Source organism: Bradyrhizobium sp. PMVTL-01 (assembly GCF_051861855.1).
Lineage (GTDB): Bacteria > Pseudomonadota > Alphaproteobacteria > Rhizobiales > Xanthobacteraceae > Bradyrhizobium.
The window spans coordinates 4930961-4954973 of the sequence record NZ_CP193982.1; the positions used below are offsets into that span (position 1 = coordinate 4930961).

At 63.6% G+C, this 24013-nt stretch carries 30 protein-coding genes and 1 pseudogene; 12 read left to right on the plus strand and 19 right to left on the minus strand.

The genetic code is table 11. The annotated features are described in order from the left end of the window. The first annotated feature begins 21 nt into the window (after positions 1-21). A complete protein-coding gene (locus ACRQ5Q_RS23970) occupies positions 22-477 on the plus strand; it encodes a hypothetical protein (RefSeq protein ID WP_439392516.1) in 456 nt (151 codons plus the stop codon). 826 nt (positions 478-1303) lie between these two features. Here the strand turns inward: ACRQ5Q_RS23970 and ACRQ5Q_RS23975 are convergent. Then, on the minus strand, positions 1304-1576 hold the full coding sequence (locus ACRQ5Q_RS23975; RefSeq protein ID WP_439392517.1) for a hypothetical protein: 273 nt from the start codon (positions 1574-1576) through the stop codon (positions 1304-1306). Between the two features lie 348 nt (positions 1577-1924). Beyond that, the gene (locus ACRQ5Q_RS23980) at positions 1925-2122 is read right to left on the minus strand and encodes a hypothetical protein (protein ID WP_439375162.1); all 198 of its coding nucleotides are present in this window, start codon (positions 2120-2122) and stop codon (positions 1925-1927) included. Positions 2123-3286: 1164 nt separating this feature from the next. On the opposite strand from ACRQ5Q_RS23980, the gene ACRQ5Q_RS23985 reads away from it, so the two are divergent. Then, on the plus strand, positions 3287-4276 hold the full coding sequence (locus tag ACRQ5Q_RS23985) for an MBL fold metallo-hydrolase (protein WP_439375161.1): 990 nt from the start codon (positions 3287-3289) through the stop codon (positions 4274-4276). A 122-nt stretch (positions 4277-4398) separates the two neighbouring features. Here ACRQ5Q_RS23985 and ACRQ5Q_RS23990 read toward each other — a convergent pair whose 3' ends face one another. Together ACRQ5Q_RS23990 and ACRQ5Q_RS23995 are read right to left on the minus strand one after the other, a co-directional pair. Next, entirely contained in the window at positions 4399-5103 is a 705-nt protein-coding gene (locus tag ACRQ5Q_RS23990) for a GrlR family regulatory protein (RefSeq protein ID WP_439375160.1), read from the minus strand. Positions 5104-5359: 256 nt separating this feature from the next. Further along, positions 5360-5509: a hypothetical protein gene (locus tag ACRQ5Q_RS23995; RefSeq protein ID WP_007591825.1), complete on the minus strand. Its 150-nt coding sequence runs from the start codon at positions 5507-5509 to the stop codon at positions 5360-5362. A 15-nt stretch (positions 5510-5524) separates the two neighbouring features. Between ACRQ5Q_RS23995 and ACRQ5Q_RS24000 the strand changes: the two genes are divergently transcribed. Then, positions 5525-5683, plus strand: coding sequence for a hypothetical protein (locus ACRQ5Q_RS24000; RefSeq protein ID WP_439375159.1), 159 nt, complete (start codon positions 5525-5527; stop codon positions 5681-5683). A gap of 1 nt (position 5684) precedes the next feature. Here ACRQ5Q_RS24000 and ACRQ5Q_RS24005 read toward each other — a convergent pair whose 3' ends face one another. The 4 genes from ACRQ5Q_RS24005 to ACRQ5Q_RS24020 all read right to left on the minus strand — a co-directional run bounded on the left by ACRQ5Q_RS24005 (position 5685) and on the right by ACRQ5Q_RS24020 (position 9169). Further along, positions 5685-6506 carry a tetratricopeptide repeat protein gene (locus ACRQ5Q_RS24005; protein WP_439392518.1) on the minus strand — a complete coding sequence of 274 codons (822 nt, stop codon included), beginning with the start codon at positions 6504-6506 and terminating at the stop codon, positions 5685-5687. 32 nt (positions 6507-6538) lie between these two features. Then, on the minus strand, positions 6539-7222 hold the full coding sequence (locus ACRQ5Q_RS24010; RefSeq protein WP_439392519.1) for a substrate-binding domain-containing protein: 684 nt from the start codon (positions 7220-7222) through the stop codon (positions 6539-6541). Between the two features lie 18 nt (positions 7223-7240). Continuing rightward, a complete protein-coding gene (locus ACRQ5Q_RS24015; protein ID WP_439375588.1) occupies positions 7241-7942 on the minus strand; it encodes a GrlR family regulatory protein in 702 nt (233 codons plus the stop codon). A 192-nt stretch (positions 7943-8134) separates the two neighbouring features. Next, entirely contained in the window at positions 8135-9169 is a 1035-nt protein-coding gene (locus tag ACRQ5Q_RS24020) for a glutamine synthetase beta-grasp domain-containing protein (protein ID WP_260370112.1), read from the minus strand. A gap of 536 nt (positions 9170-9705) precedes the next feature. Between ACRQ5Q_RS24020 and ACRQ5Q_RS24025 the strand changes: the two genes are divergently transcribed. Then, a complete protein-coding gene (locus ACRQ5Q_RS24025) occupies positions 9706-9909 on the plus strand; it encodes a DUF2735 domain-containing protein (RefSeq protein WP_439375156.1) in 204 nt (67 codons plus the stop codon). Positions 9910-10020: 111 nt separating this feature from the next. Here the strand turns inward: ACRQ5Q_RS24025 and ACRQ5Q_RS24030 are convergent, their stop codons facing one another. After that, positions 10021-10347: an MliC family protein gene (locus tag ACRQ5Q_RS24030; protein WP_439375155.1), complete on the minus strand. Its 327-nt coding sequence runs from the start codon at positions 10345-10347 to the stop codon at positions 10021-10023. Positions 10348-10418: 71 nt separating this feature from the next. Here ACRQ5Q_RS24030 and ACRQ5Q_RS24035 point away from each other — a divergent pair, with 71 nt between their 5' ends. The 4 genes from ACRQ5Q_RS24035 (at position 10419) to ACRQ5Q_RS24050 (ending at position 13072) form a co-directional block, all read left to right on the plus strand. Continuing rightward, positions 10419-11177 (plus strand): tyrosine-protein phosphatase, encoded by a 759-nt coding sequence (locus tag ACRQ5Q_RS24035; protein ID WP_439392520.1) that lies wholly within the window; start codon positions 10419-10421, stop codon positions 11175-11177. A 22-nt stretch (positions 11178-11199) separates the two neighbouring features. Then, positions 11200-11880 (plus strand): SDR family oxidoreductase, encoded by a 681-nt coding sequence (locus ACRQ5Q_RS24040; RefSeq protein ID WP_439375587.1) that lies wholly within the window; start codon positions 11200-11202, stop codon positions 11878-11880. A gap of 96 nt (positions 11881-11976) precedes the next feature. After that, on the plus strand, positions 11977-12663 hold the full coding sequence (locus tag ACRQ5Q_RS24045; RefSeq protein WP_439375153.1) for a DUF2161 domain-containing phosphodiesterase: 687 nt from the start codon (positions 11977-11979) through the stop codon (positions 12661-12663). A 103-nt stretch (positions 12664-12766) separates the two neighbouring features. Next, a complete protein-coding gene (locus ACRQ5Q_RS24050) occupies positions 12767-13072 on the plus strand; it encodes a hypothetical protein (protein ID WP_439392521.1) in 306 nt (101 codons plus the stop codon). A 77-nt stretch (positions 13073-13149) separates the two neighbouring features. On the opposite strand, the gene ACRQ5Q_RS24055 is transcribed toward ACRQ5Q_RS24050, so the two are convergent. After that, positions 13150-13755, minus strand: coding sequence for a GNAT family N-acetyltransferase (locus tag ACRQ5Q_RS24055; RefSeq protein ID WP_439375152.1), 606 nt, complete (start codon positions 13753-13755; stop codon positions 13150-13152). Between the two features lie 152 nt (positions 13756-13907). Continuing rightward, a complete protein-coding gene (locus tag ACRQ5Q_RS24060; RefSeq protein ID WP_439392522.1) occupies positions 13908-14306 on the minus strand; it encodes a PaaI family thioesterase in 399 nt (132 codons plus the stop codon). Between the two features lie 116 nt (positions 14307-14422). On the opposite strand from ACRQ5Q_RS24060, the gene ACRQ5Q_RS24065 reads away from it, so the two are divergent. Next, the gene (locus ACRQ5Q_RS24065) at positions 14423-15211 is read left to right on the plus strand and encodes a cobalamin-binding protein (protein WP_439399859.1); all 789 of its coding nucleotides are present in this window, start codon (positions 14423-14425) and stop codon (positions 15209-15211) included. Between the two features lie 117 nt (positions 15212-15328). On the opposite strand, the gene kynU is transcribed toward ACRQ5Q_RS24065, so the two are convergent. From kynU to ACRQ5Q_RS24090, 5 genes and pseudogenes are all read right to left on the minus strand, one after another. Then, positions 15329-16531, minus strand: a complete 1203-nt coding sequence (gene kynU / locus ACRQ5Q_RS24070) for a kynureninase (protein WP_439375151.1) — start codon at positions 16529-16531, stop codon at positions 15329-15331. An 8-nt stretch (positions 16532-16539) separates the two neighbouring features. Next, positions 16540-17379 carry a tryptophan 2,3-dioxygenase gene (gene kynA, locus ACRQ5Q_RS24075; RefSeq protein WP_439392523.1) on the minus strand — a complete coding sequence of 280 codons (840 nt, stop codon included), beginning with the start codon at positions 17377-17379 and terminating at the stop codon, positions 16540-16542. Between the two features lie 33 nt (positions 17380-17412). Further along, positions 17413-18222, minus strand: a complete 810-nt coding sequence (locus ACRQ5Q_RS24080; protein WP_439392524.1) for an alpha/beta hydrolase — start codon at positions 18220-18222, stop codon at positions 17413-17415. Positions 18223-18556: 334 nt separating this feature from the next. Beyond that, positions 18557-19834 carry an ArgE/DapE family deacylase gene (locus ACRQ5Q_RS24085; protein ID WP_439375148.1) on the minus strand — a complete coding sequence of 426 codons (1278 nt, stop codon included), beginning with the start codon at positions 19832-19834 and terminating at the stop codon, positions 18557-18559. A 53-nt stretch (positions 19835-19887) separates the two neighbouring features. Beyond that, positions 19888-20118 (minus strand): annotated as a pseudogene (locus tag ACRQ5Q_RS24090) (pyridoxamine 5'-phosphate oxidase family protein); the annotation flags it as partial. A gap of 78 nt (positions 20119-20196) precedes the next feature. Between ACRQ5Q_RS24090 and ACRQ5Q_RS24095 the strand changes: the two are divergent. Further along, complete coding sequence (locus ACRQ5Q_RS24095; protein ID WP_439375147.1) at positions 20197-20442, plus strand: DUF6719 family protein; 246 nt, start codon at positions 20197-20199, stop codon at positions 20440-20442. Positions 20443-20454: 12 nt separating this feature from the next. Here the strand turns inward: ACRQ5Q_RS24095 and ACRQ5Q_RS24100 are convergent, their stop codons facing one another. Further along, positions 20455-20817, minus strand: coding sequence for a hypothetical protein (locus ACRQ5Q_RS24100; RefSeq protein WP_439375146.1), 363 nt, complete (start codon positions 20815-20817; stop codon positions 20455-20457). Positions 20818-20835: 18 nt separating this feature from the next. Continuing rightward, positions 20836-21000 (minus strand): hypothetical protein, encoded by a 165-nt coding sequence (locus tag ACRQ5Q_RS24105; protein WP_439375145.1) that lies wholly within the window; start codon positions 20998-21000, stop codon positions 20836-20838. Between the two features lie 420 nt (positions 21001-21420). Here ACRQ5Q_RS24105 and ACRQ5Q_RS24110 point away from each other — a divergent pair, with 420 nt between their 5' ends. Then, positions 21421-21630 carry a hypothetical protein gene (locus ACRQ5Q_RS24110; RefSeq protein ID WP_439392525.1) on the plus strand — a complete coding sequence of 70 codons (210 nt, stop codon included), beginning with the start codon at positions 21421-21423 and terminating at the stop codon, positions 21628-21630. Positions 21631-21664: 34 nt separating this feature from the next. On the opposite strand, the gene ACRQ5Q_RS24115 is transcribed toward ACRQ5Q_RS24110, so the two are convergent. Beyond that, entirely contained in the window at positions 21665-22213 is a 549-nt protein-coding gene (locus ACRQ5Q_RS24115) for a CreA family protein (protein WP_439375143.1), read from the minus strand. 203 nt (positions 22214-22416) lie between these two features. Between ACRQ5Q_RS24115 and ACRQ5Q_RS24120 the strand changes: the two genes are divergently transcribed. After that, complete coding sequence (locus ACRQ5Q_RS24120; RefSeq protein ID WP_439392526.1) at positions 22417-24012, plus strand: L,D-transpeptidase family protein; 1596 nt, start codon at positions 22417-22419, stop codon at positions 24010-24012. Position 24013 lies beyond the last annotated feature (1 nt).

Consider the following 24013-nt stretch of genomic DNA (forward strand, 5'->3'; position numbering starts at 1 on the left):
TCGTTCGGAGCTTCGGACCGGATGGCGCGCAATCTCGGCTGGTTCAGCCTCGGGCTTGGCGCACTGGAAATGCTGGCTCCGGAGCGCGTCACACGGGCGCTCGGCATGCAAGGCCAGGAAAGGCTTGTCCGCGCCTATGGAGCCAGGGAAATAGCCTCTGGCGTGCTATCGCTGTCGGCCGATAAGAATGTAGGCTTGTGGAGCCGCGTCGCCGGCGACGGGCTCGACATCGCAATGTTGATGGGAGGCTTGCACGCCGACAATCCCAAGAGGGGCAACGTTGTGCTTGCCTTGCTGATGGTTGGAGGCATCACTCTGCTCGACTTGGCAACCGCGAAGGAGGTCAGCGCGCGGCATGCACCGGGGACCGGTCCTCGCCGCACCTACGATGACCGCACCGGCTATCCGAAAGGAATAGCAGCGTCACGCGGAATAAGCGGTCCCAAGAAGCTCAGGAAGCAACTCGCGGCGACCTAGCTTCTGCCCTCGCGATAGCTGACCATCCTTCGGCAAACCTGGCGATTTCCGCTCAAAGGCCGACCTGGGCAGCATCCACGATGCTATTCCGCTCGGCTTTCGGAAGCGGACATTGCGAGGCAAAGAGCGCAAGTGCGGCATGCAACGATCCCGTAGGCAGACTTCTGCTCTGGGTCAAAGGCTTGCCTTGGCCAGCTTGCAGGGCCTTCTCGGGTCACCATCAGGACGCGGACTTCGGAGCACTCTCAGCCAGAGTCCGCGACGGGCCATAACGGAAGTCAGTCGGTTCTTCGATCAACTCGTCAGCGCGGGCGATCACGTTCGCGAAAGTGCGAGACCGAGTGCTTTCGCCGTCTTGAGATTGACAGCGGGTTGGAATTGCGTCGGTTGCTCAATCGGCAAATCAGACCGACATCACGACAAAACCGGCGCGTGGGAAATGGCACACAGACCTCTCCGACCGCCGGATCGCTGCGTTGGACGACGATCTCATGGACGCCCGAGGCGATCAACTCGCCGACGACCGGGTCGCGTCCGGTGTCATCCGGTCTGACCAGGTTTCCGGCCGATCGGATCTTTTGGATCGTGGATTACGCTGGCGATCGACGTAGCGTCCCTCGCCGCATCGAGCGCTTTTTTCGAGGTCATTGGGCTCCGCCTGCCGTGGCCGATTGCGGCAACGCGTTCGGTCCAACTCAGCAGGCTCGGAAAGCCGTCGAGCGGCGCCGCCAATGGACGAATCTTTGCTGCAAGAACCAAATCGGAAGGTAGGCGGCGAGATCGGCAAGGCTAGGGGCAGAACCCTGCAGGAATGAGCGCCCGTCAGTCAGCATCTGATTGAACCAAATGCGCGCGCAACTGATCGAGCGAGTTCGGTACTGCCGCCTTCATCGCCGCAACTCTCGCGCGCTTTCGAGGCCAGGAAGTGAAAACGACTGGAGACGGCTTTCTCGCGACCTTTGACGGTCCAGCCCGCGGCGTTCCCTGCGCCTCGGCCATTGCCGAGGAAATCAGGCCGCTCGGCATTGAGGTTCGTGCTGGGCTTCACACAGGCGAGTGCGAAATGATTGGTGATGATGTCGGCGGTATCGCTGTCCACATAGGAGCGCGGGTTGCGGCGCTTGCCGCTGGGCGCGAGGTTTTGGTGTCGAGCACGGTCAAGGATCTGGTGGCCGGTTCTGGGTTGCGCTTCAAGGACCGCGGCACCCGATCCCTCAAGGTTAGCCCGGGGGAATGGCGCATATTCGCAGCTGAACGTTAAGAGGTGCCCGCGAGCATTACTCCATCTCCACCTGAGCAGTGGCTCAGAACCGGCTATGGCGGCCAGTGCTGTCGCGCGTCCGCTCTGCTCTCCGAAGAGCAGACCCAACGGGGAGTTGCTGCGAGGGCAGCTTCGGGCCAATAAGGCGGCATGACGAACTAAAAGAGACCGCCAACCGAAGCGGCCTTACTGCCGCTCGATGACAGGAAGCACTGTGTGGCTCTCCGGCGGCGCGGGCGTGTCTTTGACCTGAGCCCTGTGCGCTTTATCGAAGAGGCTTAGCGCCATGATGTGCATTGCCCGGGCTTTCTCCGGGTCCGGTTCTGCCCGCGCCAAGCGTGATGCGATTTCAGCTTGCTTCAAATAGTACTCGGCGGCGGGCACTTCTTTTCCCCACAGGTGCCACCTCCTTAAGTGGAAGCTAGTGGCTTAAGTGCAAAAGTGCACATTCGTTCCGGGACCGCGGGGAAATTTGACAGACTTCAGACAAGCTCAAGAGTCTCAGCTCGGGGCTGGCGAAGCTGTGGCCCTTGGGCCTCACGTTGTCAGGCGTGATTCTTAGAACACAGCCGCTGGTTCCAACCGGGGCCTAGTTCACCTTGCGTCGTAGCTTGTCCTGTAGCTCCCGCTGGTCGTCGGCATGCTCTTTGACGGCTTGGCGAGCTTCATCGGTCCGCATCTTGTCGGCGGCCTCGCTGTCATCTGATCCGGTCTTTCTCCCCATGTCCCTAAGACGATAATCATGGGCTTTGGATCAATCCTTAAACTAAATGAGGATACTGCCGTCCTTAACTTAGACAGACAGTGCCGGTGCTGTCCTGATGAGGACACTACTAACTCAAATGAGGACAATGGACGATACCGGGACAAGGTGGAATATTATCCTAGCGTCTTGTGATTTAGAGACGGCAGAGAAGGCCTTAGCCCACGCCAGCCCCGGGTTGAGGCCTTTTCCACTCTTGAAAGCAAAAACGCCGCCCGCTTAAATTGAGCGCGGGCGGCGGCTTTCCAGCCCCGGGTGGGAATGAGCAATTCCCCGGTGATGATTGGTGTGCACAAATCATGCCAAGGTTCTCGTCCCAAACCCGTTCGCCGCACCGGCACTGGCGCACGGTTTTGCCTCCCCTCGGATCAAGCATCGAATGTTTGTGGCGTCCTGAACGGTGTGGATCAACCGGGCTCGCCCCGGCGAGATCGTCATAAGTATTGGCGATCTTCGAGAGCGGTTCCTCGGCCTGCTTATGCTCGCCGTTGCCCACGTTCGCGCGGAACTCTTCCACACGGTCTCGCCAGTATTTGGGCGTGTGGCATTTTGCCCATGATCCCTCCGGTCGATTGCGAGAAACAGTTCGGCGAACTGTCTATCGAGGCGCCTGAAGGTTCAAGTCCCAAGCTCAAAAATGTCTCATTGCCCATCGGCCGAGAGCATCCGAAGATGAGCGACAGTCCGCAACTTGCGACAGGGTGCCACAGTACCCCAGCCAGTCAAAGTCGGACTGCGCCAACTCAGCCTTCAGCGGAAGTCCAACGGAAAGAGGAGGCACGTCCATGACATTCGGAAGATGGAGTTTCATCGCCGCCGCGGTCACCTGCGCAATAGCGGCGACCTCTTGCGCGAGCATCGCGGCCGAGCCGAGCGGCAAGATTACGATCCTCTATGACGCATTTGGCGCCGATCCCGCAATGACAAAGGACTGGGGGTTCTCCGCGCTGGTGGAGGTCGCGGGAAAGCGCATTCTATTTGATACTGGAGATAGCGCGGAGATCTTTGAGAAGAATGTCAGAACGAAAGGGGTTGACCTTACCGCACTTGATTTTGTCGTTCTCTCCCACAGGCATTCCGATCACATGGCCGGATTGAGCTATGTGCTTAGTGTGAACCCGAAGGTGAAGATCTACGCTCCCAAGGAAGGATTCGGCATCTACGGCTCATCACTTCCATCGACATTTTATCGCAAAGACGATTCCCTGCCTGAAGAGATGCGATATTACGGCGGCAAACCGCCCACCATCCTGGAGTTCGGCTCCGCATGGCCCAACGCAAACTTCGAACTGATTGATCGGACGACGGAGATAGCACCAGGCTTTACTCTGATCGCTCTGATTTCTGATCTCCCCGGCACAAAGGAACTCAAAGAACTCTCTCTCGCAGTGAACACTCCGGACGGTCTTGTTCTGGTCGTCGGCTGTTCGCATCCGGGAATCGAACGCATTGTCGAGGCTGCAACGGCGATCAACCCGAGAATTCATCTCATCGCTGGGGGCTTCCACCTCGTTGTTGCAGCCGACGATGCCATTGAAAAGATCGTGACGGCGCTCAAGGACAAATTCAAGGTCGAGAACATTGCCCCCGGGCACTGCACGGGCGAGCCGACTTTTGCTGCGTTAAAGAAGGCGTTCGGCACCCGATACATCTATGCCGGGCTTGGTACATCGCTGGTCCTCGGGCCCGACATCAATTCCAACGTGCGGCGCGGCGAAGCACCTACCTTTGACGATCTCGCGGTCTATCGTAGGCTGGCCAGTCGCGAAGACTGATTTTCAAGTCAACAGGGGGGCGCGGTCATGGCGAATGTCCCTCTCGAGTATGAGTACCGCCGTGACCGCTTCGGGTCGCTTCAGTTCACGAAGCGGACAGCCTATGCCAATGAGTGCGCGCCCTACGCCCGCCGCATCAGTTTGAGCGAGGCCGCAAGGCGCAGGCTGCGCTTGCCGGCGAGCGCGATGCCTTCGAGCTCGCCGGTGTCTTCCGTGCAGGTCCCGGAGAAGCCGATGCCGACCTCGTAGCCGCCGAACACGGGGTTCTCGCCTTTCGCCGGCGTGTGCTCCTGGTTCAGCATCTCGCCCTTCCAGCGGCCTTCCGCCGAGGAATACGAGCCGAGATAGTAGAAGAACGCATCGCCCCCGAGGATCCGGCCGTCGATCAGCAGCATCACGCCCGAGAGGCCTGCATCGACCCCGTCGAGCGCGCGCAGGCTCATCCCATAGAGCCCGTTGGCGATGCCGCCCTTCCCGATCGTGCCGCGTGGCGGCAGCGCCCCGTCATCGAGCCGCGTGAGATTGGCCCAGAAACGGGCGCCCGGCAGGGTGTCCGCGCCGCCCTCAAGACGGATCTCGTTGCCGTGCAGCCGGCCCCGCGCCCCGATCTTGGCGACGTCCGCTCCCATCAGCGGCTTGTAGTTGGGATCGAGGTTATGCCGCTCGGTGATGACCTCGGCGCTGATCTCGCCGTCGCGCTCCACATAGGTGCCAAGATGCGCAAAGCCCGAATTGCCGCCCAGCATCTTGCCGTCGTGCAGGCACATGATGCTGCGGCCGAACGCATCGTTGACGCCGTATTCAACTTTGTAGAGTCCGTCCAGCAATGCAATTTGCCCGTAAAATCAAATGGAATCGCGGGCTACCTAGCATTGCGGCCGCATCGATTCCACCCCGCATTTCCACGCAGGGGGCCGCTCCGAACCTCGGTTACAATGATGCCACTATACCCCTGTTTTGCCCGACGGGTCAAACGGACTTCGTAAAATCCGCAAAATGCGGATTTCGCTGTGTTTTCAGCGGAGGCCCTACTGTGCATGGGGTTGTTTTCGAGTTTTTGTTTTTGAGGGCCGGCGCCTTGCCTCAGTGGCGCTTGAAGTACTGCACCTCGCGCTCGTGCTTCTCGGCCGCCGCACGGCTCCTGAAGGTGCCGAGGTTGCGGCGCTTGCCGGTCTTCGGATTCACCTTGCGTGAGTAGAGGCGATATTCGCCGGATGCCAGCTTGCGGATCATGATCGGGCCTCCCGCTTGTCGGGGTTCAACGACCGGTGCCGGAGCTGGTTCCTGCTTGAGCCCGTCGAACCCACCGGCGTCAGCGCGCGACAGCAGGCCGCCGCCGAGTATCCGGATTATCTCGAGACGACCTATTGCGACGGCCGCAACAATCTCACCTACTACATGAAGTGAGCTAGAAGCACAGCGTGGTGACGAGCTTGCCCTGCTTGTCCTTGATGGCATAGGGACAGCGGATGCGCTCCAGCGCCTTCTTGGCATCCTCGTCGCCGAGCGCTGCGGCGCGCTCGTAATAGGCCTTTGCGGCGTCCTTGTCCTTCGGACCACCGCGGCCGCCTTCCGCGAAGGCGCCCATCCGCTCCAGCGCACCGGGATGGTTTTGCGCTGCCGCCTTCTCGAACAGCGCGCGCGCCGCGACGTCGTCCTTTGCGCCGCCATCGCCTTCGGACAGCATCAGGCCGAGCTGGTACTGCGCCTCCGCATTGGTCTCGGCGGCCTTGCCGAGCAGCGCACGCGCCTGGGCGGGATCGGCCGGCGCCGCGCCACCTGCGCTGCCGAGCGCGGCAAGGTTGCTGACGCCGCGGGGATTGCCTGATTGCGCCGCCTTCTCGAACAACTTTCGCGCTTGCGCTTCATCCTTTGCAACGCCGGAGCCGGTGCCGTAGAGCACGCCGAGTTCGACCATCGCCGCGCTCGATCCCTTGTCCGCCGCCTTGCGCCAGGCGGCGATAGCCTCCGCCGTCTGCCTGTTCGCCGCATAGGCGCGCCCGAGCGCGAACATCGCGCGCCGAGAAGAGCCTGCCGCCTGCTTGCAGAACTTGATCGCAGTTGCAACGTCGGAGGCGGCGATCTCCGCAACACCCTTCACATCGGCGGGCTTGTCGGGATCGCTGGGATCGGCCGCGACCCGGTCGCACAGGACGAGGTCGGCCGATTGCGCGTGAGCTGCGAGAGGCGCGGCAAGTGCGACGGCGATGGCAAGGAGATGGGTTCGCATGATCGCTACGTTGCGTCCCCGCCCCGGCAAATTCAAGGCTCGAGTCCGGATTGGCGGAGGACAGGAACGACCTCCGGTGAGGCCAGGTAGCGCAGCAGCCGATCGGCCGCGACGGCGTCGTTGGCGTTCGCCATGCGGCCGGCAGAAAACACCGCCGGTGTTTGCAGCTCATGCGGGATCGGGCCGACCACCTCGATGCCGCCGACCTGCTTAAGCTCGCTGATCTGCTGCACGGCGAGGTCAGCCTCGCCGCTGACGAGCCGCTCCGCCGTAAAACCTTGCTCGACGATGGTGGCCCTGGCGTTGATCTCGGCCGCAACCCCCATCCGCACGATCAGCTGGGCGAAGTACACGCCGCTCGCACCCAGCCGCGAATAGGCAACGGACCGCGCTGCGAGCAGCGTCTGGCGCAGCGCAGCTTCGCTGGCGATATCAGGGTGCGGCTGCCCTGCCCGCACGGCAATGCCGACGAAGGAGCGCGCCAGATCCGCTGCGCTTTCCGCGGCCACACGGCCCTCGCCGATCATCTCGTCGAGCCCCTCGCGCGTGAGGATGACGAGATCGGCGGTCTCGCCAGCGCGCAGGCGCTTGAGCAGGGCCAGGGTCGGCGCGAAATCCGCATCGACGTGAATGCCGCTGGCGGTTTCAAAGGCGGAGGACAGGCTGCGCATCGCGCCCGCCAGGCCGAGCGTCGAGAGCATGCGAACGTTTTCCATGTGCAATTCCTGTGGCGTTCAAGCGCGTTGCATCAGCTTGAGCGCGGCGGTGAGGCGCAAGGATCGCTTGCCGGCGAGCGCTGTGGCCTCCAGCACCGCCGCCTCGGCGTCATAGCTTCCGGAAAAGCCGATGCCGACCTCGTGGCCGCCGAAGATCGGATCGTCCTTGGCCGGCGTGTGCTCCTGGTTGAGGATCTGACCTTTCCAGCGGCCCTTTGCGGCGGTGTAGCTGCCGAGATAGTAGAACGCCGCATCGCCGCCGAGGATGCGGCCCTGGTTGAGCAGCATCACGCCGGTGAGGCCGCCGTCGATGCCGTCGAGCATGCGCAGATGAACCGAGTAGAGGCCATTGGCAATGCCGCCCTCGCCGACGCCGCCCGCGAGCGGCACCTCGTCCTGCGTGATCGGCGTCATCACCGACTGGAAGGGCACGCCCGGCAGTTCTTTCAGCTCGCCCTTGAAGCGATAGAGATCGCCGTCGGCCCAGCCCTTCGCCAGCAAGGTCGCATCGTCGGTGCCGGCCATGGCGCGGTAGTTCGGATCGGGGTTGTGGCGGACCGTCTTGATCACGACGTTGACGCCCTCGTCGGTCTTCTCATAGGTGCCGATATGGGCGAAGGCCGAATTGCCCCCGAGCATCTTGCCATTCCCGGCATGCATGACGCTCCGGCCGACGGCGTCGCCGAGCTGAAACCGCACCTTGTAGAAACCCTCAAACACCAGCCGTGTCCCCGGCCCGCGCGCATCCAGCAGCACTCTATCCCTCTTTCGACGGCGATGGACAAGTTTCACGCGGCGCTGCCCCGCGCATCGTGAGGATGGCTGTCATCAGAATGCAAAATCCGCCGGAGCCTTCGCTCCGGCGGATTGAATGCCACCCTGGGCCAGCCCCCAGCCCGGGCCGGGAGGATCTTAGGCCGCGGCCTTCTTGTCGGTCGGCACGGACGAGATCGTCTTCAGGATCTGCGAAGCGATCTGGTAGGGGTCGCCTTGCGAGTTCGGACGGCGGTCTTCCAGATAGCCCTTGTAGCCGTTGTTGATGAAGGAGTGCGGAACGCGGATCGAGGCACCGCGATCGGCAACGCCGTAGCTGAACTTGTTCCACGGCGCGGTCTCGTGCTTGCCGGTCAGACGCTTGTCGTTGTCCGGGCCGTAGACGGCGATGTGGTCCATCAGGTTCTTCTCGAAGGCCGCCATCAGCGCCTCGAAATACTCCTTGCCGCCGACTTCACGCATGTAGGCGGTCGAGAAGTTGGCGTGCATGCCCGAACCGTTCCAGTCGGTGTCGCCAAGCGGCTTGCAGTGGAATTCGATGTCGATGCCGTACTTCTCGGTGAGGCGCAGCATCAGGTAGCGGGCCATCCACATCTGGTCGGCAGCGGTCTTGGAGCCCTTGCCGAAGATCTGGAATTCCCACTGGCCCTTGGCGACTTCCGCGTTGATGCCTTCATGGTTGATGCCGGCAGCCAAGCAGAGGTCGAGATGCTCTTCGACGATCTTGCGGGCGACGTCGCCGACGTTCGAGAAGCCGACTCCGGTGTAGTACGGCCCCTGCGGCGCCGGATAGCCGGCGGTCGGGAAGCCGAGCGGACGGCCGTCCTTGTAGAAGAAGTATTCCTGCTCGAAGCCGAACCAGGCGCCGGCGTCATCGAGGATGGTGGCGCGCTTGTTGGACGGATGCGGGGTCTTGCCGTCGGGCATCATGACTTCGCACATCACGAGCACGCCGTTGGTGCGCGCCCCGTCCGGGAACACGGCGACCGGCTTCAGCACGCAATCGGAGCTGTGGCCTTCGGCCTGCTGGGTGGAGGAGCCATCGAAGCCCCAGAGCGGAAGCTGCTCGAGCGTCGGGAACGACGCGAATTCCTTGATCTGAGTTTTGCCGCGCAAGTTCGGAGTCGGCGTATATCCGTCGAGCCAAATGTACTCGAGCTTGTACTTGGTCATTGAGCCTCTCTGTAGATGATGCGAAAGGTGGGGACCGCTAGTCCCCGCACGTTTGTACCCGGCCATCATCGGCCGGCGCTTTACAAGCATTTAACGTGCCAAAAAGCCGCAGTGCGGAGGTTCTCCACGGCAGCCGGCCGCTCCGCGACGCCGGCAAACCGTCCACAGGCGACCTGCGTCATAGCCGCGCACCTTCGCGTGAAGCTGCACCGCAAAATTCCGCGGAAAAACGCCCTATTGTGGAGCAGGCCGCCCCGTGCCGAAGGCTGCCGATGAAACGCGCATCAACGTGCCGCAATTTTCGTAAAGCACCAGGCACCTGCCGAGCAACCTTTGGAATGGCCTAGGCGTTACCCACTCATACGGTGCCTTTGGGGGTGCAGGCGGCTGCGTGCCTAGAAAATAGGCCGCAACTGATCTCCTTTTCAGCACTTCCCAATTCGGGATGCGCGGCCGATATGGGGATTCCAGTAACCACAATCGAACGAGTCGGGCGCACCATGGAGGCCAAGGCGCTTCGACCAAGGAGAATCGCAATGATGAACAATGGTCTGAGTCACGGATCTGCGAAGATCTACCAATTCCCTGTCGGGGGCCGCTCAGCTCTCGCCGGACGCCGCTATGGCGAGACCCGCCTTCCCGCCGATCACGCTTCGCTTCCCGCGAACGTCTCGATCTGCAGCGACAGCTGGTATCACCAGGATGCGGTCGACGAAGCCAAGCCCAAATGGGAACGCTGATGCAAGCTGCTGGTTTGAAAGCGCCGGGCTCTCGCAAGTGGCCGGCAGCAGTTTGAAAAAGGGTCGAAACAACGGCGTTTCGGCCCTTTTTGATTCTCGTTGGCCTCCCGGCTAGATCCCGGGCTTTTCGATCACCGCGCAGGCCGTGACCGGCCGCTTCAGGTGCTTGACCGTGGTGGGCCCGGACTTGGGGATGCTCAGTGTGATCCCCGCCCCGGAATAGCGCGCGCCCGACAGCGTCAGCCGCTTGGCGAGCGTGACCGGTTCACCGTCGATCTGCAGGAAGGCACGCTTGTCGTAGTCGTAAAACCCCACGATGAACTGCGTACCATCGGCGCAGCGGTAGGTTTTGAACGTCTGCGCATCAGCCTGCCGCGATCCGAAAATTCCATCCACCAGCATGGTGATCGCCAAAACAATGGCCTTGTGCCGGCCCATGATCGCCCCCTGTAATAGACCTCAAGGACGCCCGCCATGCGTCCGCTGGAATCATAACCCAAGCTGATCTCATGCAAGACTCCTCCCTTAAAGACCCCCCTCCCCGCCATCTCGCGTTGCAAGGCGCCAGCAACTTTCGCGATCTCGGCGGCTATCGGACCGCCGACGGCCGAACCACGCGCTGGCGGCACATCTTTCGCTCCAATCATCTCGGGCAGCTCACTGCAGCCGATGTCGAGATCGTCCGCGCGCTCGGCATCAGAAGCGCGTTCGATTTCCGCGGTGTCGAGGAGCGTGCGGCCGGCGTCTGCGTCGTGAACGAGATCACTGTGTATTCGCTGCCGATCGAGCCGACCGTCGTCGCCGCGCTGCGCGCCGAACTCGCGAGAGGGACGTTGACCGCCCCCGTTGCGCTCGAGCTGATGCGCGAGTCCTATCGCAACTATGTTCGCCACAACACGCATAGTTTTCGCGCGCTGTTCGGCCATTTGCTCGAAGACCGCGCGCCGCTCGTGATCCACTGCACCGCCGGCAAGGACCGCACTGGGTTTGCCAGCGCGCTGATCCTGCATGCGCTGGGCGTCCCCGACGACGTCATTGCCGAGGATTACCTTTTGACCAACCGCCACTACAAGCGCGACCCGTCGAACACCGCCGATCTTCCCGCCGAAGTTCTCGACGCGATCGGCTCGGTCGAAGCCTCGTACCTGACGGCCGCCTTCGAAGCGGTCGGCCGCGACCATGGCGATCTCGAAACCTACTTGCGCGATGGGCTCAACCTCGGCACAGCAGAGCGCACCGCACTGAAGGCGCGCTATCTGCAAGCCTAGCGGCAGCGCCGGGAGAACGATGATGCAAGGCAAGGTTCTGGTCGTCACCGGCGTGCTCGGCGCGCTTGGCAAGGTGGTCGCCGACATCGCGCAGGCGCGCGGCGCGCTCATCGCCGGCATCGATCATGCGCCCTCGCAACTGTCAGCGACGCCCGAGCGCATCGAGATCGGCGGCGTCGACCTGTCCGACGCCGCGCAGGCGAAGACGGCGATCGATGCGTCGGCCAAGCATTTCGGCCGGATCGACGCACTGATCAACATCGCCGGTGGCTTCGCCTTCGAGACCGTCGGCGACGGTGACATCGCGACGTGGCAACGCATGCATGCGCTGAACGTGTTGACGGCGCTCAACGCCTCGCGCGCCGCGCTGCCGCATCTCGCCGCGTCCAGAGCCGGGCGCATCGTCAACATCGGCGCCATGGGCGCGCTCCAGGCCGGCAATGGCATGGGCCCTTATGCCGCCTCAAAGGCCGGCGTGCATCGCCTCACCGAGGCGCTCGCCAATGAGTGGAAGGGCAAGGTCACCGTGAACGCGGTGCTGCCCTCGATCATCGACACCAAGGCCAACCGCGCCGACATGCCGAAGGCGGATTTTTCCAGGTGGGTGACGCCGCAGGAGCTCGCAGAGGTGATCCTGTTCCTCGCCAGCGATGCCGCCAGCGGCGTCACCGGCGCGCTGATCCCGGTCGGCGGGCGGGTGTAGCTGCGTTCAGATCGAAACCTCCGGGGCCGGCTCGGATTCAATCTGAGCCGAGAAGGCTCTAGACTGACCGCAACTGATTCTCCGATCGGACCACCTGTGGAAACCGCGCTCTACCTGCCCGTCAAACGCTTCCTCGAAGAGCTCGGCTTCACGGTCAAGGGCGAGATCGGCGGCTGCGATCTGGTCGGCCTCAGCCCCGGCGACCCGCCGGTCGTGGTGATCGGCGAGCTCAAGCTCGCCTTCAATCTCGAGCTGATCCTGCAGGCGGTCGACCGCGCGCCGGCGGGCGACGAGGTCTGGATCGCGGCCAAAATGTCCGCACGCGGCAAGGGACGCGAGAGCGACGCGCGTTACCGCAATCTCTGCCGCCGCCTCGGCTTCGGTATGCTGGGGGTGACCGACCACGGCCAGGTGGAGGTGCTGGTCAAGCCGCCGACGGCGGCCCCGCGGCGCGAACCGAAGATTCGCTCGCGCCTCGTTGCCGAGCATCAGCGCCGCCAGGGTGATCCGGTGCTCGGCGGCAGCACGCGGGCGCCGATCATGACGGCCTACCGGCAGCAGGCGCTGGCTTGCGCGGCGGAACTCGCGACCGGCCCGCGGCCCGTCCGCGAGCTGCGTGTGCGCTGTCCCGATGCCGGCAAGATCTTGCTTAACAATGTGTATGGCTGGTTCGAGCGTGCCGAACGGGGAATCTATCGGCTCACCGCGGCCGGACACGCCGCCCTCAAGCGCTGGCCCCAGCAACGGATCGAGGCCGATGCCGGTGCTCCGTCACCGCCCTGATGCCGGATCGATGCGAGCGGTGAATATCTGAGATGCCACACCAAATTCATATTGCAATGCAACATAGGCAGCACTAGGTATCCCCGATCGAAATGAGGCTACCATGAGCGCAGACTGGAATACCAAGTATGGCACGCGGCGCGTGCGTCACGACCCGCCGACCCTGGACGAGGCGATCTTCGCCGCCGTCGGAATCACCGAGGACCAGGAGCAGCAGGCCGAGATCGCCGCAGCTCTGATGGGGATGCCGCTCGACGTCGTCCAGGCCGAGGTGAAAAAGCAGGCCCGGACCAACAGCCGCATCACCGCCACGCGCGTGATCGCCGGCGAACAGGGCGCGCAGCGCTCCGTGGTGGTCGAACGCCGCGTCGTGCGCCGCTTCAGCACCGCTACGCGCACCGGCACCTGAGCGTTTATTTCTCGATCCGACACACAAAAGCGGACCGGTTTTGCCGGTCCGCTTTTTGATTCCAGTCCGCGTCTGAGCTAGGCGGCGCGATTGCCGTACATGCTGGAGATGAGCTTCCAGCATGTCGAGTTGAAGCTGAGCAGAGCCCGGCCTGCCGTAAACGGCGCGGCCGCGAGATCCGCCAGCTCGGCCTCGGGCGTCTTGGCGAGATCGATCGTTCCGGTCGATTCCCCGTGACGGAAGGCCAGATGCGCGCCGAACTTCCTGGCGAGCGCCCGCATCGCCTGATTCTCGACACCCGTGGTGATGCGTAGCTGCTTGTAACCTTTCCAGCGCGCCTCCGCGATCAGGCGGCGGAACAGCACGGTGCCGACACCCTGGCGGCGTGCGGCGGCTTCCACGCTGAAGGCGACCTCGGGCAGTGAACCACCTTCCGGTGGATGCAGTTCGGCGGCACCGCGAACCACGCCGTCGACGATATAGGCCACGATGACGGTGCCGTCCTCGGCGCAGCGTGCGGCGTAGCGCTCGATGAAGCTGTCGTCGAGAAAGCCGTTGAAACGGTCGTGCCGGCTGTCGGCATCGAGTCGCAGCAGGTGATCGCGCAGAAGCGGCAATTCTTCCTGCTGGATCAGGGTCCGCACATAGCCCGGGGCAGTGCGCACGGTGTTTTCAAGTACCACGTCAAAACTCCTCTTGGTGTCCCTCGAGGAGGCGTTCGAATCCCTAGGCCCCCTATATTGTGCATTGCAACACGCATTTCAAGACGGGAACCTGCCCTACTTAGTGGCATGGGGAGCGACTTTTTCGTTAACAGAATCAAGGCCCCGTAATCTTACAGGACCAGCTGCGTCTGGGTCACCACGGCCACCAGCTTGCCATCCTCGGTCTCCAGCCGGGTGGTCCAGACCTGGGTCCGCCGGCCCCGGTGAACCGGGGTTGCGGTGGCGATCACCGTGGCCCCCTCCTTGGCCCCTCCGATGAAATTGGTCTTGCTCTCCAGCGTGGTCGTCCCCTTGGCGTCCTCGGGCAGGTTGATCACGGTGGCCGCAGCGCCGACGGAATCGGCCAGCGCCATCACCGCGCCGCCATGGATGGTGTGATGCAGCGTGCAGAGATCGGACCGGACCGTCATCCGCGCCACCACGCGGTCCTTCTCGGCCTCGACGAACTCGACGCCTTTGAGCTCGGCGAACGGCATCTTCATCGCTTTGAGTTTTTCGAGCGGCGTCATCGGATCTCCTCCCAATTCATTGTTGTCTCAGCGTGAATTGCTTCGTGCGGCAAAGCAATGACGTCCGAGGTAATGGCCGCCGTGACATCCACCGCGGCATGACCATATGGTCGACCATGCGCCAGTACCCGCCCCGCCGCATCGTCTGCCTGACTGAAGAAACGGTCGAGACACTCTACCTGCTCGGCGAGCAGGAGCGCATCGTCGGCGTATCCGGCTACGCCGTCCGTCCGCCGCAGGTGCGGCGGGAGAAGCCGCGGGTGTCGGCCTTCGTCTCCGCGGACATCCCGAAGATCCTGGCCCTGGAGCCGGATTTGGTGCTGGCCTTCTCCGATCTCCAGGCCGGCATCGTCGCCGATCTCGTGCGCGCGGGCATCGACGTCCATGTCTTCAACCAGCGTGACATCGCCGGCATCCTGGCGATGATCCGGACGCTGGGGGCGCTGATCGGCGTGGTCGAACGTGCGGATGACCTTGCTCAGGGTTTTGAACGGCGCCTCGCGGCAATTGCAGCAACACCTCGCCGCTCGCCGCCGCCAAAAGTGTATTTCGAGGAATGGGACGATCCGTTGATCTCGGGCGTCGGCTGGGTCTCGGAGCTGATCGAGATCGCCGGGGGCGCGGATGTCTTCCAGGACCTGCGGCATCGGCAGGCTGCGAAGGACCGCATCGTATCATCGGACGCCGTGCGCGAAGCCGCACCCGATGTGATCCTCGCCTCATGGTGTGGCAAGAAGGTCGTGCCTGCCCGCATCAAGCAACGTGACGGCTGGAGCGAGATTCCAGCCGTGCGCGACGACCGCATCGTCGAGATCAAGTCGCCGATCATATTGCAGCCGGGACCGGCGGCGCTGACCGATGGGCTCGACGCGATTGTGACGGCGTTGTGGGGGCCGCACTCCTGATCCATCCGCCGTCATTGCGAGCGAAGCGAAGCAATCGAGAGTGCCTCCGCGGAAGGATCTTAGATTGCTTGGTCGCAAGAACTCCTCGCAATGACGGCTGGGCGGGGACCTCCCCGCTCACGTCACGGCGTTCACGACCTGATATTCCGGCCGGCGCCACACCTCGCCTGAAATCACCTCCTCGATGATCTCCGCGGCCTTCATGATCTCCGCCTCACCAATATACAGCGGTGTGATCCCGAACCTCATGATGTCAGGCGCACGGAAATCGCCGATGACGCCGCGCGCGATCAGGGCCTGCATGGCGGCGTAACCGTTGTCGAAGGCGAAAGAGACCTGCGAGCCGCGGCGCTCGTGTTCGCGCGGCGTGACGACCTCGAGCCGCGGACAGCGGCGTTCGACTTCCGCAATCAGGAGATCGCCGAGCGCCAGTGATCGCGCGCGCACCTCGGCGATGTCGACGCGGTCCCAGATGTCGAGCGAGGCCTCCAGCGCCGCCATCGCCAGTACCGGTGGCGTGCCGACGCGCATGCGCTCGACGCCGCCGGCGGCCGCGTAAGCGAGCTCGAACGCAAACGGTTTTGCGTGGCCCATCCAGCCCGACAGCGCCGCGCGCGCAGTGTCGGCATGGCGCGGCGCGACATAGAGGAAGGCTGGCGCGCCCGGGCCGGCGTTGATGTATTTGTAAGTGCATCCCGCGGCGAAGTCGGCGCCACAGCCGGCGAGATCGACCGGCAGCGCGCCGGCCGAATGCGCGAGATCCCAGACCGTGACGATGCCGCGCGCGTGCGCCTTTGCGGTGAGCTTCGCCATGTCGTGGCGGCGGCCGGTGCGATAGTCGACCTCGGTGATGTAGAGGACGGCGACTTGCTCCGACAGCGCGCCCTCGATCTCCTCCGGCGCTACCAGGCGCAATTGCTGGCCGCGTCCGAGCGTTTCGATCAGGCCTTCGGCCATGTAGAGATCGGTCGGGAAATTGCCGGTGTCCGACAATACGACCTTGCGCGAGGCGTTCATGTCGAGCGCAGCCGCGAGCGCCTGGTAGACCTTCAGCGACAGCGTGTCGCCAACCATGACCGAGCCGGCTTCCGCGCCGATCAGCCGGGCGATCCGATCGCCGACATGGCGCGGCTGCGCATACCAGCCTGCACTGTTCCAGGCGCGGATCAGCTCGTTGCCCCATTCGATCGTGATGACGCGATTGACACGCTCGGCAGCGCCCAGCGGCAGCGCGCCGAGCGAATTGCCGTCGAGATAGATCACGCCCTCAGGCAGATGGAACAGGGCCTTGGTCTCGTCGTAGACGCGATATCTGTTCATGAGCGTTTCTACAGAATGGTGCGGACGCGCCAGAGTTCGGGAAACAGCTCGACCTCGAGCATGCGTTTGAGATAGCTGACGCCGCCAGTGCCGCCGGTGCCACGCTTGAAGCCGATGACGCGCTCCACGGTGGTCACGTGGTTGAAGCGCCAGCGCCGGAAATAATCCTCGAAATCGACCAGCTTCTCGGCGAGTTCATACAGCATCCAGTGTGTCTCCGGGGCCTCGTAGACGATACGCCAGGCCTGCAGCACGCCCTCGTCGAAGCTGTGGGTCTCGCGGACGTCGCGCGACAGCACTGCCGGCGGCATCTTCAACCCGTGGCGGTCGGCAAGTCTGAGCACCTCGTCATAGAGGCTCGGCGTTGCCAGCTCCGCTTCGAGCAGTTTGGTCGTTTCCACGTCGTGGGCGTGCGGCTTCAGCATCGCATGGTTGCGATTGCCGAGCAGGAATTCGATCAGCCGGTACTGGCGCGACTGGAAGCCGGAGGACTGGCCGAGCTGCGAGCGGAAGCGCGTATATTCGCTCGGCGTCATGGTGCGCAGCACATCCCAGGCGTTGTTCAACTGTTCGAAGATGCGCGACATCCGCGCCAGCATCTTCATGGCGGGGGCAACCTCGTCTTTGGCGATGGCGCGGCGCGCGGCGCTGAGCTCGTGGATAGCGAGCCGCATCCACAGCTCCGTGGTCTGATGCTGGATGATGAACAGCATCTCGTCATGCGCCTCTGACAGCGGATGCTGCGCGCCGAGGATCGAATCCAGCGCCAGATAATCGCCATAGGACATGCGGCGGGCGAAATCGGTCTCGGCGCCTTCGCTTGCGGAATCGTAATCGCTGGACGTCATGGCTGGCCCTCCCGATCGATCATTCCGGCCTCGTCAATCGAGGCCGACCAGGCGCGCGGTGATCTGCGACGACGGATCCTTGAGCCCGTCGATGACAGTGAAATGGTTCAGCGCAGGCTCGATCACGAGGTGCGTTGGCACGTCGAAACCGGTCCAGACATTAGCCAGCAGATCGGACTGGCGGATGAATTCGGGACGCTCGTCCCCACCGACCCAGGTGGTCACGGGCGAATGGCCGCGCGGCCGATGCAGCGCCGCGCTTTCCAGCGTCGCCTCCTCCATGGTCATGTGCAGCGTGTCGTTCATCTTCGTCTTGAGCAGCGGCCGCAGATCGTGCAGGCCACTGATCGAGAGCGTGCCGGCGATGCGGTTGAAGACGGCGGGCTCGAGCCGGCTGTCGTCGCACAGCATGCGGGTGACGAGATGGCCGCCGGCGGAATGCCCGGCGAGCCGGATCGGGCCGGAAACGAGCGAGGCAGCCGTGGCAATGGCGGCGGTGATTTCGGCGGTCATGTCGGAGATGCACGCGGCTGGCGCCAGCGTGTAGCTCGGCAGCGCCACGGTCCAGCCATGATGCCGCGCGCCTTCGGCCAGGTCCGTCCAGGCCGACTTGTCGAAGCGCATCCAGTAGCCGCCGTGGACGAACACGACGAGGCCCTTGCTGTCACCGTCAGGCAGGATCAGGTCGAGCGTCTGGCGTTCACCGGAGCCATAGGCGATGTCGGCGCGAAAATCCTTCAGCCCGGCGCGATAGGCCGCCGCCCGCTCCGCCCACAGCGCCGGCAGCTTGTCCGAGCCCGGGATATGGGCCGAGTTGGCGTAAGCATCATCCCAATCGCGCATTGTGACTCCCGAGGACTCGTCCGGCGGAACGGACGCCAGTCTGCCACCGGCGCGCCCCCCGTCCTAGTCTTTATTTTAAGCTTAAAGGATTTGGGAGAGCCCCTGTTTCGGGCAAGGGTGCTCCAGCCGAGATCCCGCAGGAGGCAAAGCGAAGCGTGCTCACGCACTTGGTCATGTCGGTAGCACTCGTGGGCACGGCACAAGAGCGCCTTTGCCCACCCCACGGGACTATCATCCGTCATTGCGAGCGCAGCGAAGCATTCCAGCCTGCCTTCCGTATCGGCAGCCTGGATTGCTTCGTCGCAAGGGCTCCTCGCAATGACGGCGGAGAGGGCTACGCCTTCTCCACCCCGCACCATTCCGCGATGAACAGCGCCATCGCCTTGGTGGTCTTCTTCAGCGAGTCCAGCTCGACATATTCGTTGAAGCCGTGCATCTCGCCGCCGCTGGCGCCGAAGCAGAGGCTGGGGATGCCGTGGTTCAGGCCGTAGAAGCGGGTATCGGTGAGCGCAGTGAAGACGAGGTCTTCCACGGCACCGCCATAGACCTTGTTGAAGGCCTTGCCGAACGCAGCCTCCGGCTCCGCCGCGCCGGTCAGCTCATAGCCTTCCGACAGGAAGCCCGACCATTCGATCTCCGGCGGATTGTTGGCGAGGAAGCGGTGGTTGCGCGAGGCGGCCGCGACGCAGGCCGCGATCTCCTTCTGGTGGTCGGCGACCGACCAGCCCGGCAGGATCGCGATGCGGCAATCGACATCGCACCAGGCCGGAACGCTGGAGGCCCAGTCGCCGCCCTTGATGATGCCGGGATTGAAGTTAATGGGGTGGTTCAGCGTCTTGAAATGACGGTCGGCCTTGGCGCGCTCGTTCCATTCGATCTCGAGCTTTTGCAGCGCCTGGACGAGATGATAGGCCGCCATGATGGCATTGGAGCCGGAGCCGGCAAAGGCGACATGGGTCGGGTGTCCCTTCACGCGCAGGCGGAACCAGATCACGCCGACCTGCGAGCGCACCATCTTGCCGCCGGTCGGCTCCGGGATGAAGCAGGCATCCGCACGATAGCCGCGCTGCAGCGTCGAGAGCGCGCCGACGCCGGTGCTCTCCTCCTCGATGACGGACTGGAAGTGAATCCGCGCGGTCGGCTTGAACCCGGCAGCCTTGATCGCATCGAGCGCATAGAGCGCGCCGATGGTGCCCGATTTCATGTCGCAGGAACCGCGGCCGAACATCTTGCCGTCCTTGATGACGGGCGAGAACGGCGGCGTGTCCCACAAGTCGAGAGGCCCTGCCGGCACCACGTCGCAGTGGCCCTGGAGGATCAGCGATTTGCCGGCCTCCGTCCCGGGACGATACGTGCCCACCACCGAGCGCGCCTTCGAGAAATCGTGCTCGATCGGGCCGAAACCGCGCAGATCCTTGAGATCGTCGACCTTGATGTGCCAATCGTCGACCTCGTAGCCGCGCGCGCGCAGGAGGTCGCCGATCATGTCCTGGCACGGACCCTCGGCGCCCCGGGTCGAGGGGATCGCGACGAGATCGCTGGTGGTCGCAAGCTGGGCTTCGAAACCGGCATCGACGGCGTCGAGAATCCGCTGCTGCGTTTCGGCATTCATCAGGCAACTCCAGGCATTCGAATGTCCTCAGGGAGCGCGCAAGCTAGCCGATTTCAGCCGTTCGGGTACTCCACAAAATATGCATCCCGCAATGCATCTTCGAGCAGTCGGCCTTCCGTATGGCCATCGAGCGTCGCAGGGCGCGTCACGCCGTCGAGCACTCGCGGGCAAGGTTCCGGCGCGCCGAGCACGGTGCGCACCGGAATGCGCTGGGCATAGATCGGCACCGCATGATCCTCGTCGCCACCAGCAACGCCCTTGGCGCGGACTTTTGCCGAAGGCTCGCCGGGCGTGATGAAGCTTCGCTATGAGAATCGCCCGCCGCTTCCTAGATTGCGGCATCGATGCCGGGACCTCACGTCATGCTGCTGCGCCACGCGACCTGCCTCTTGCTCCTGATCTCCATCGCGCTTGCCTCGACGGTGCGCGCAGCCACCATCGGACGCGAGCAGGACATCGTGGATCTCAAGCTCGGCCAGCGCGTGCTCGTGGACGACGGAACCTGCCCCGCCGGCCAGGTCAAGGAAGTGCGGGGCGCGAAGATGACCGACAAGGGAGTCTCGCGCACGAGCTCCTGCGTGCCGCGGCAGGGGCCCAAGACAAAATGATGAGCTGAGAAGCTACTTCGCCGGATCGAACATGCACTGAAGAGTCGGCTTGGCGATCTTGGTGAAGGTCGGGCCGATCTCGCTTTGCTTTGACGTCGGCACCCAATCGGTCTCGATCGTGGGCACGCCGGTCTCGCTGATGCCGCGCAGCAGCGCTTCGCGCAAATCGCGGTCCTCGACGACGGCGGCGGCGTGGTCGTGCAGGCAGCCGCAGACTTCTTCCGGATGCTCCCAGCGTCCGAGCATGCGCGGCGCACACTGACGCACGAATTCGCTGCGTGGGTCGGGCAGCCGCGACGGCGCACGCACCTGCGCCTGCACGGAATTGATCGTCAGAAGGGCGATGAACGCTGCGGCGCAGAAACGAAGCGACATGATGGCCTTGCCGGCTGATCAGAAGCGAGTAGCGACGACGATCGGCTGCGGCTCCGGCGTCACGACCGGCGAGCCGGTGTACTGGAAAGTACCGACGCCGGGGAGATTGCCGTCGGGCATACCTGCGAACGAGGAACCGGCGAGCACAAAGCCGAAAGCAAGGATAAAGCTGAGCGCGCGCATGGTCTTGTCCCTCAATTCGGTGGCCGGCGGTGCGCCGTCGTCGTTGTGACGCTGATAACCATGGGCAGTTTCGCGCGTGATGCGCCGAAAGCCGAAAATGGTTTCATCCGCTAGCGAATTGTTTCGTCCCTTGTCGGGCGACGAAACAATTCTCGGAAAAGGCCAATCATTTCAGTGAGGTCGTGTGGCGGCTCAAAGCGGCCTCGCAAGTCGCTGGCGCAGTGCGCAAGGGTACCTAACGGCGGCATCGTCATGCGCCCGCCTTGCACGCTTCACATGCGTTTTACGTTTTTCTGCTGAAGAGGGGCCAACGAAGGCTGGGTCCCGTGGAACCGGGCACGCTTCGGCCGCGACCCAAGCCGTCGAAACCGAGACGCCGGGATCACCGGGATTACGGCATCCACGTGAGGAATTGCCATCATGATGGCGCAAGATCGCGGAACGCCGCGCGAGGCGGGCCTGCGGACGGACGGCGGGGATCAACGACCTGTTCGCAGCCGCGCCAATTCGGCGAACGAAATGGCGCTGCAATCGAGCCGCGGCTTCGAAGCCGCGCCGCAGATGTTCGTGCGGCTGACCGGCTCGCATCTGGCAAAACCGCGCGTCAGCCGCGAACACGTCACCGAGTGAACGCAAATGCGTCACTGGAGTGAACGCAAATGCGTCACTGAGTGAAGAATTCGCCACACTTCTGGACGTTGGCGTCAGCCGGACCCCACGGCATGATCGGCACGGTCGACGTCGAGTTCTTCGGCGAGCCCTCGATCAGCTTGTCCGAATAGACCATGTAGACCAGCACGTTGCGCTTGGCGTCGCAGCCGCGTACGATTTGCATCTTCTTGAAGAATAGGGAGCGGCGCTGACGGAACATGTCGTCGCCCTGCTCCATCTTGGCCTTGAACTTGATCGGGCCGACCTGACGGCAGGCCAGCGAGATGTCCGAGACCTCCTCGGCAAGGCCGAGCCAGCCCTTGAAACCGCCCTTCTCCGGCACCGTGAAATGACAGGCCACGCCCTCGACCTCGGGGTCGTCGAGGCCATAGGTCGCGAGCTTATCGTTCGGGCTCATCCATTTGAACACGGTGGAGCGTCGGAAGATCAGATCCGGCTCCTCGGCGGCAGATGCGGAAGCCAGCGGCGCAACCAGCGCCAGGAGGAATAAAGCGAGGCCTTTCAAGCGGATGCCGGAAAGACCGGGGAAACGAGATGACATGAAGTTCTCCGGTAACAAGTCCCACAATGTAGGCATCGGCTGGCCGGTCAGGAAGACGACGCTGGGCCGGGCGCGGCCGCCGTTTACCGCTCCGTGAGGCTTTTTTGATACGTCTCGGACAAAATTAGCTGATGGCAGAACCGCTCTGCTGGTGAACGCGTATCCCCTCTGTGAGACTAATGATTGGGATTATGGATTCGAGGATGAGCAGCGTGAACGTGTCCGGCTTTGCCGCCAAGCCAGTGCGGATTTGGCAGGTCGCCATTTTGGCGGCGGCGGGCGCGATCGGAACGGCGGGCCAGGCTGACGCAGCGTTTTATTATTGGACGGATTATTCCGACGGGTCCTACTACGCCCGGCAGGACCGGCATCCCGACATTCCGCGCCAGAGGCCGCCGCAGAAGCGCGGCGCCGCGGGCAAGAAAGCCATCGTCGCCGAGAAGGAAGCCGGCAGCAAGCCGCAAGGACCCCTCGTCATCGTGGTCTCGATCGATCGGCAGAAGGTGACCATCTACGACACCAACGGCGTGTTCGCGGAATCTCCGGTGTCGACCGGCATGAAGGGCCATTCGACGCCGATGGGTGTCTTCAGCGTCATCCAGAAGCACAAGTTCCACCGCTCCAACATCTACAGCGGCGCGCCGATGCCGTACATGCAGCGGATCACCTGGTCCGGCGTTGCCATGCATGCCGGCGTGCTGCCGGGCTATCCGGCTTCGCATGGCTGCATCCGCATGCCGATGGCGTTCGCGGTGAAGATGTGGAACTGGACCAAGATGGGTGCGCGCGTCATCGTCACGCCGGGCGAGATAACGCCGCACAGCGTCCAGCATCCATTGCTCGCCTCGCTGCGCGTGCCGCCGCAGCCCGGGGCCAGCCTGGAGCCTCAGACCAATGCCGGCGACAAGGCCGACAAGGGCGCGGCCGCCAAGGTCACCGACGCCAAGCCGATCGAGACCAGAACCGCCAGTGCCGAGCCGGCGCCGGAGCTGCGCTCGTCGGTCGGCCACACCGTCATGTCGGACATCACAACGGGCAATGCATCTGTCCGCGCGGACGCGGATGCGACGGCGGTTGAGGCCGAGGCGAGGTCGGAGACGAAGACCGCCGAGAGTGCGGAAGCGCCCAAGGCTCCAGCGGCGACCGACGACAAGGTCGAGGCTGCCAAAAAGTCTGACACGAAGCCAGGAGCGGCGAAGCCCGAAACGGCGAAGGCTGAAGCTGCCGAGTCCGCCAAGAAGCCCGATGCCGCCGTCACGGCCACGTCGCCTGCGCCGGATGCGAAGAAGGACGATACCCGCCTCGCCGATCCAGTGCCGGCGGCAAAGCCGGACGCGCCGAAGCGGGCCGGCCAGATCGCGGTCTTCATCAGCCGCAAGGATTCCAAGCTCTATGTGCGCCAGAATTTTTCGCCGCTGTTCGAGGTGCCGGTGACGATCTCAGCGAGCGAGCGGCCGCTCGGCACGCATGTCTTCACAGCCGAAATCGACAAGGCCGATTCCAATGCGCTGCATTGGTCGGTGGTGTCGCTGCCCGTCACCGCCCGCTCAGCCGCGCGCGAGGACGACAACCGCGTCACGCGCCGCAAGGGTGGCGCCGTCGTGATCCCCACCGCCGCAAAGCCGGTGGTGACGCCGGACAGCCCGACCGAGGCGCTCGACCGCATCTCGGTGAGCGCCGACAGCATGGCCAAGATCAACGAGATGCTGACCTCCGGCGCCTCGATCATCGTCTCCGATCAGGGTATCAACCAGGGCGAGACCGGCGAAGGCACGGATTTCATCGTTCGTCTGTACTAAC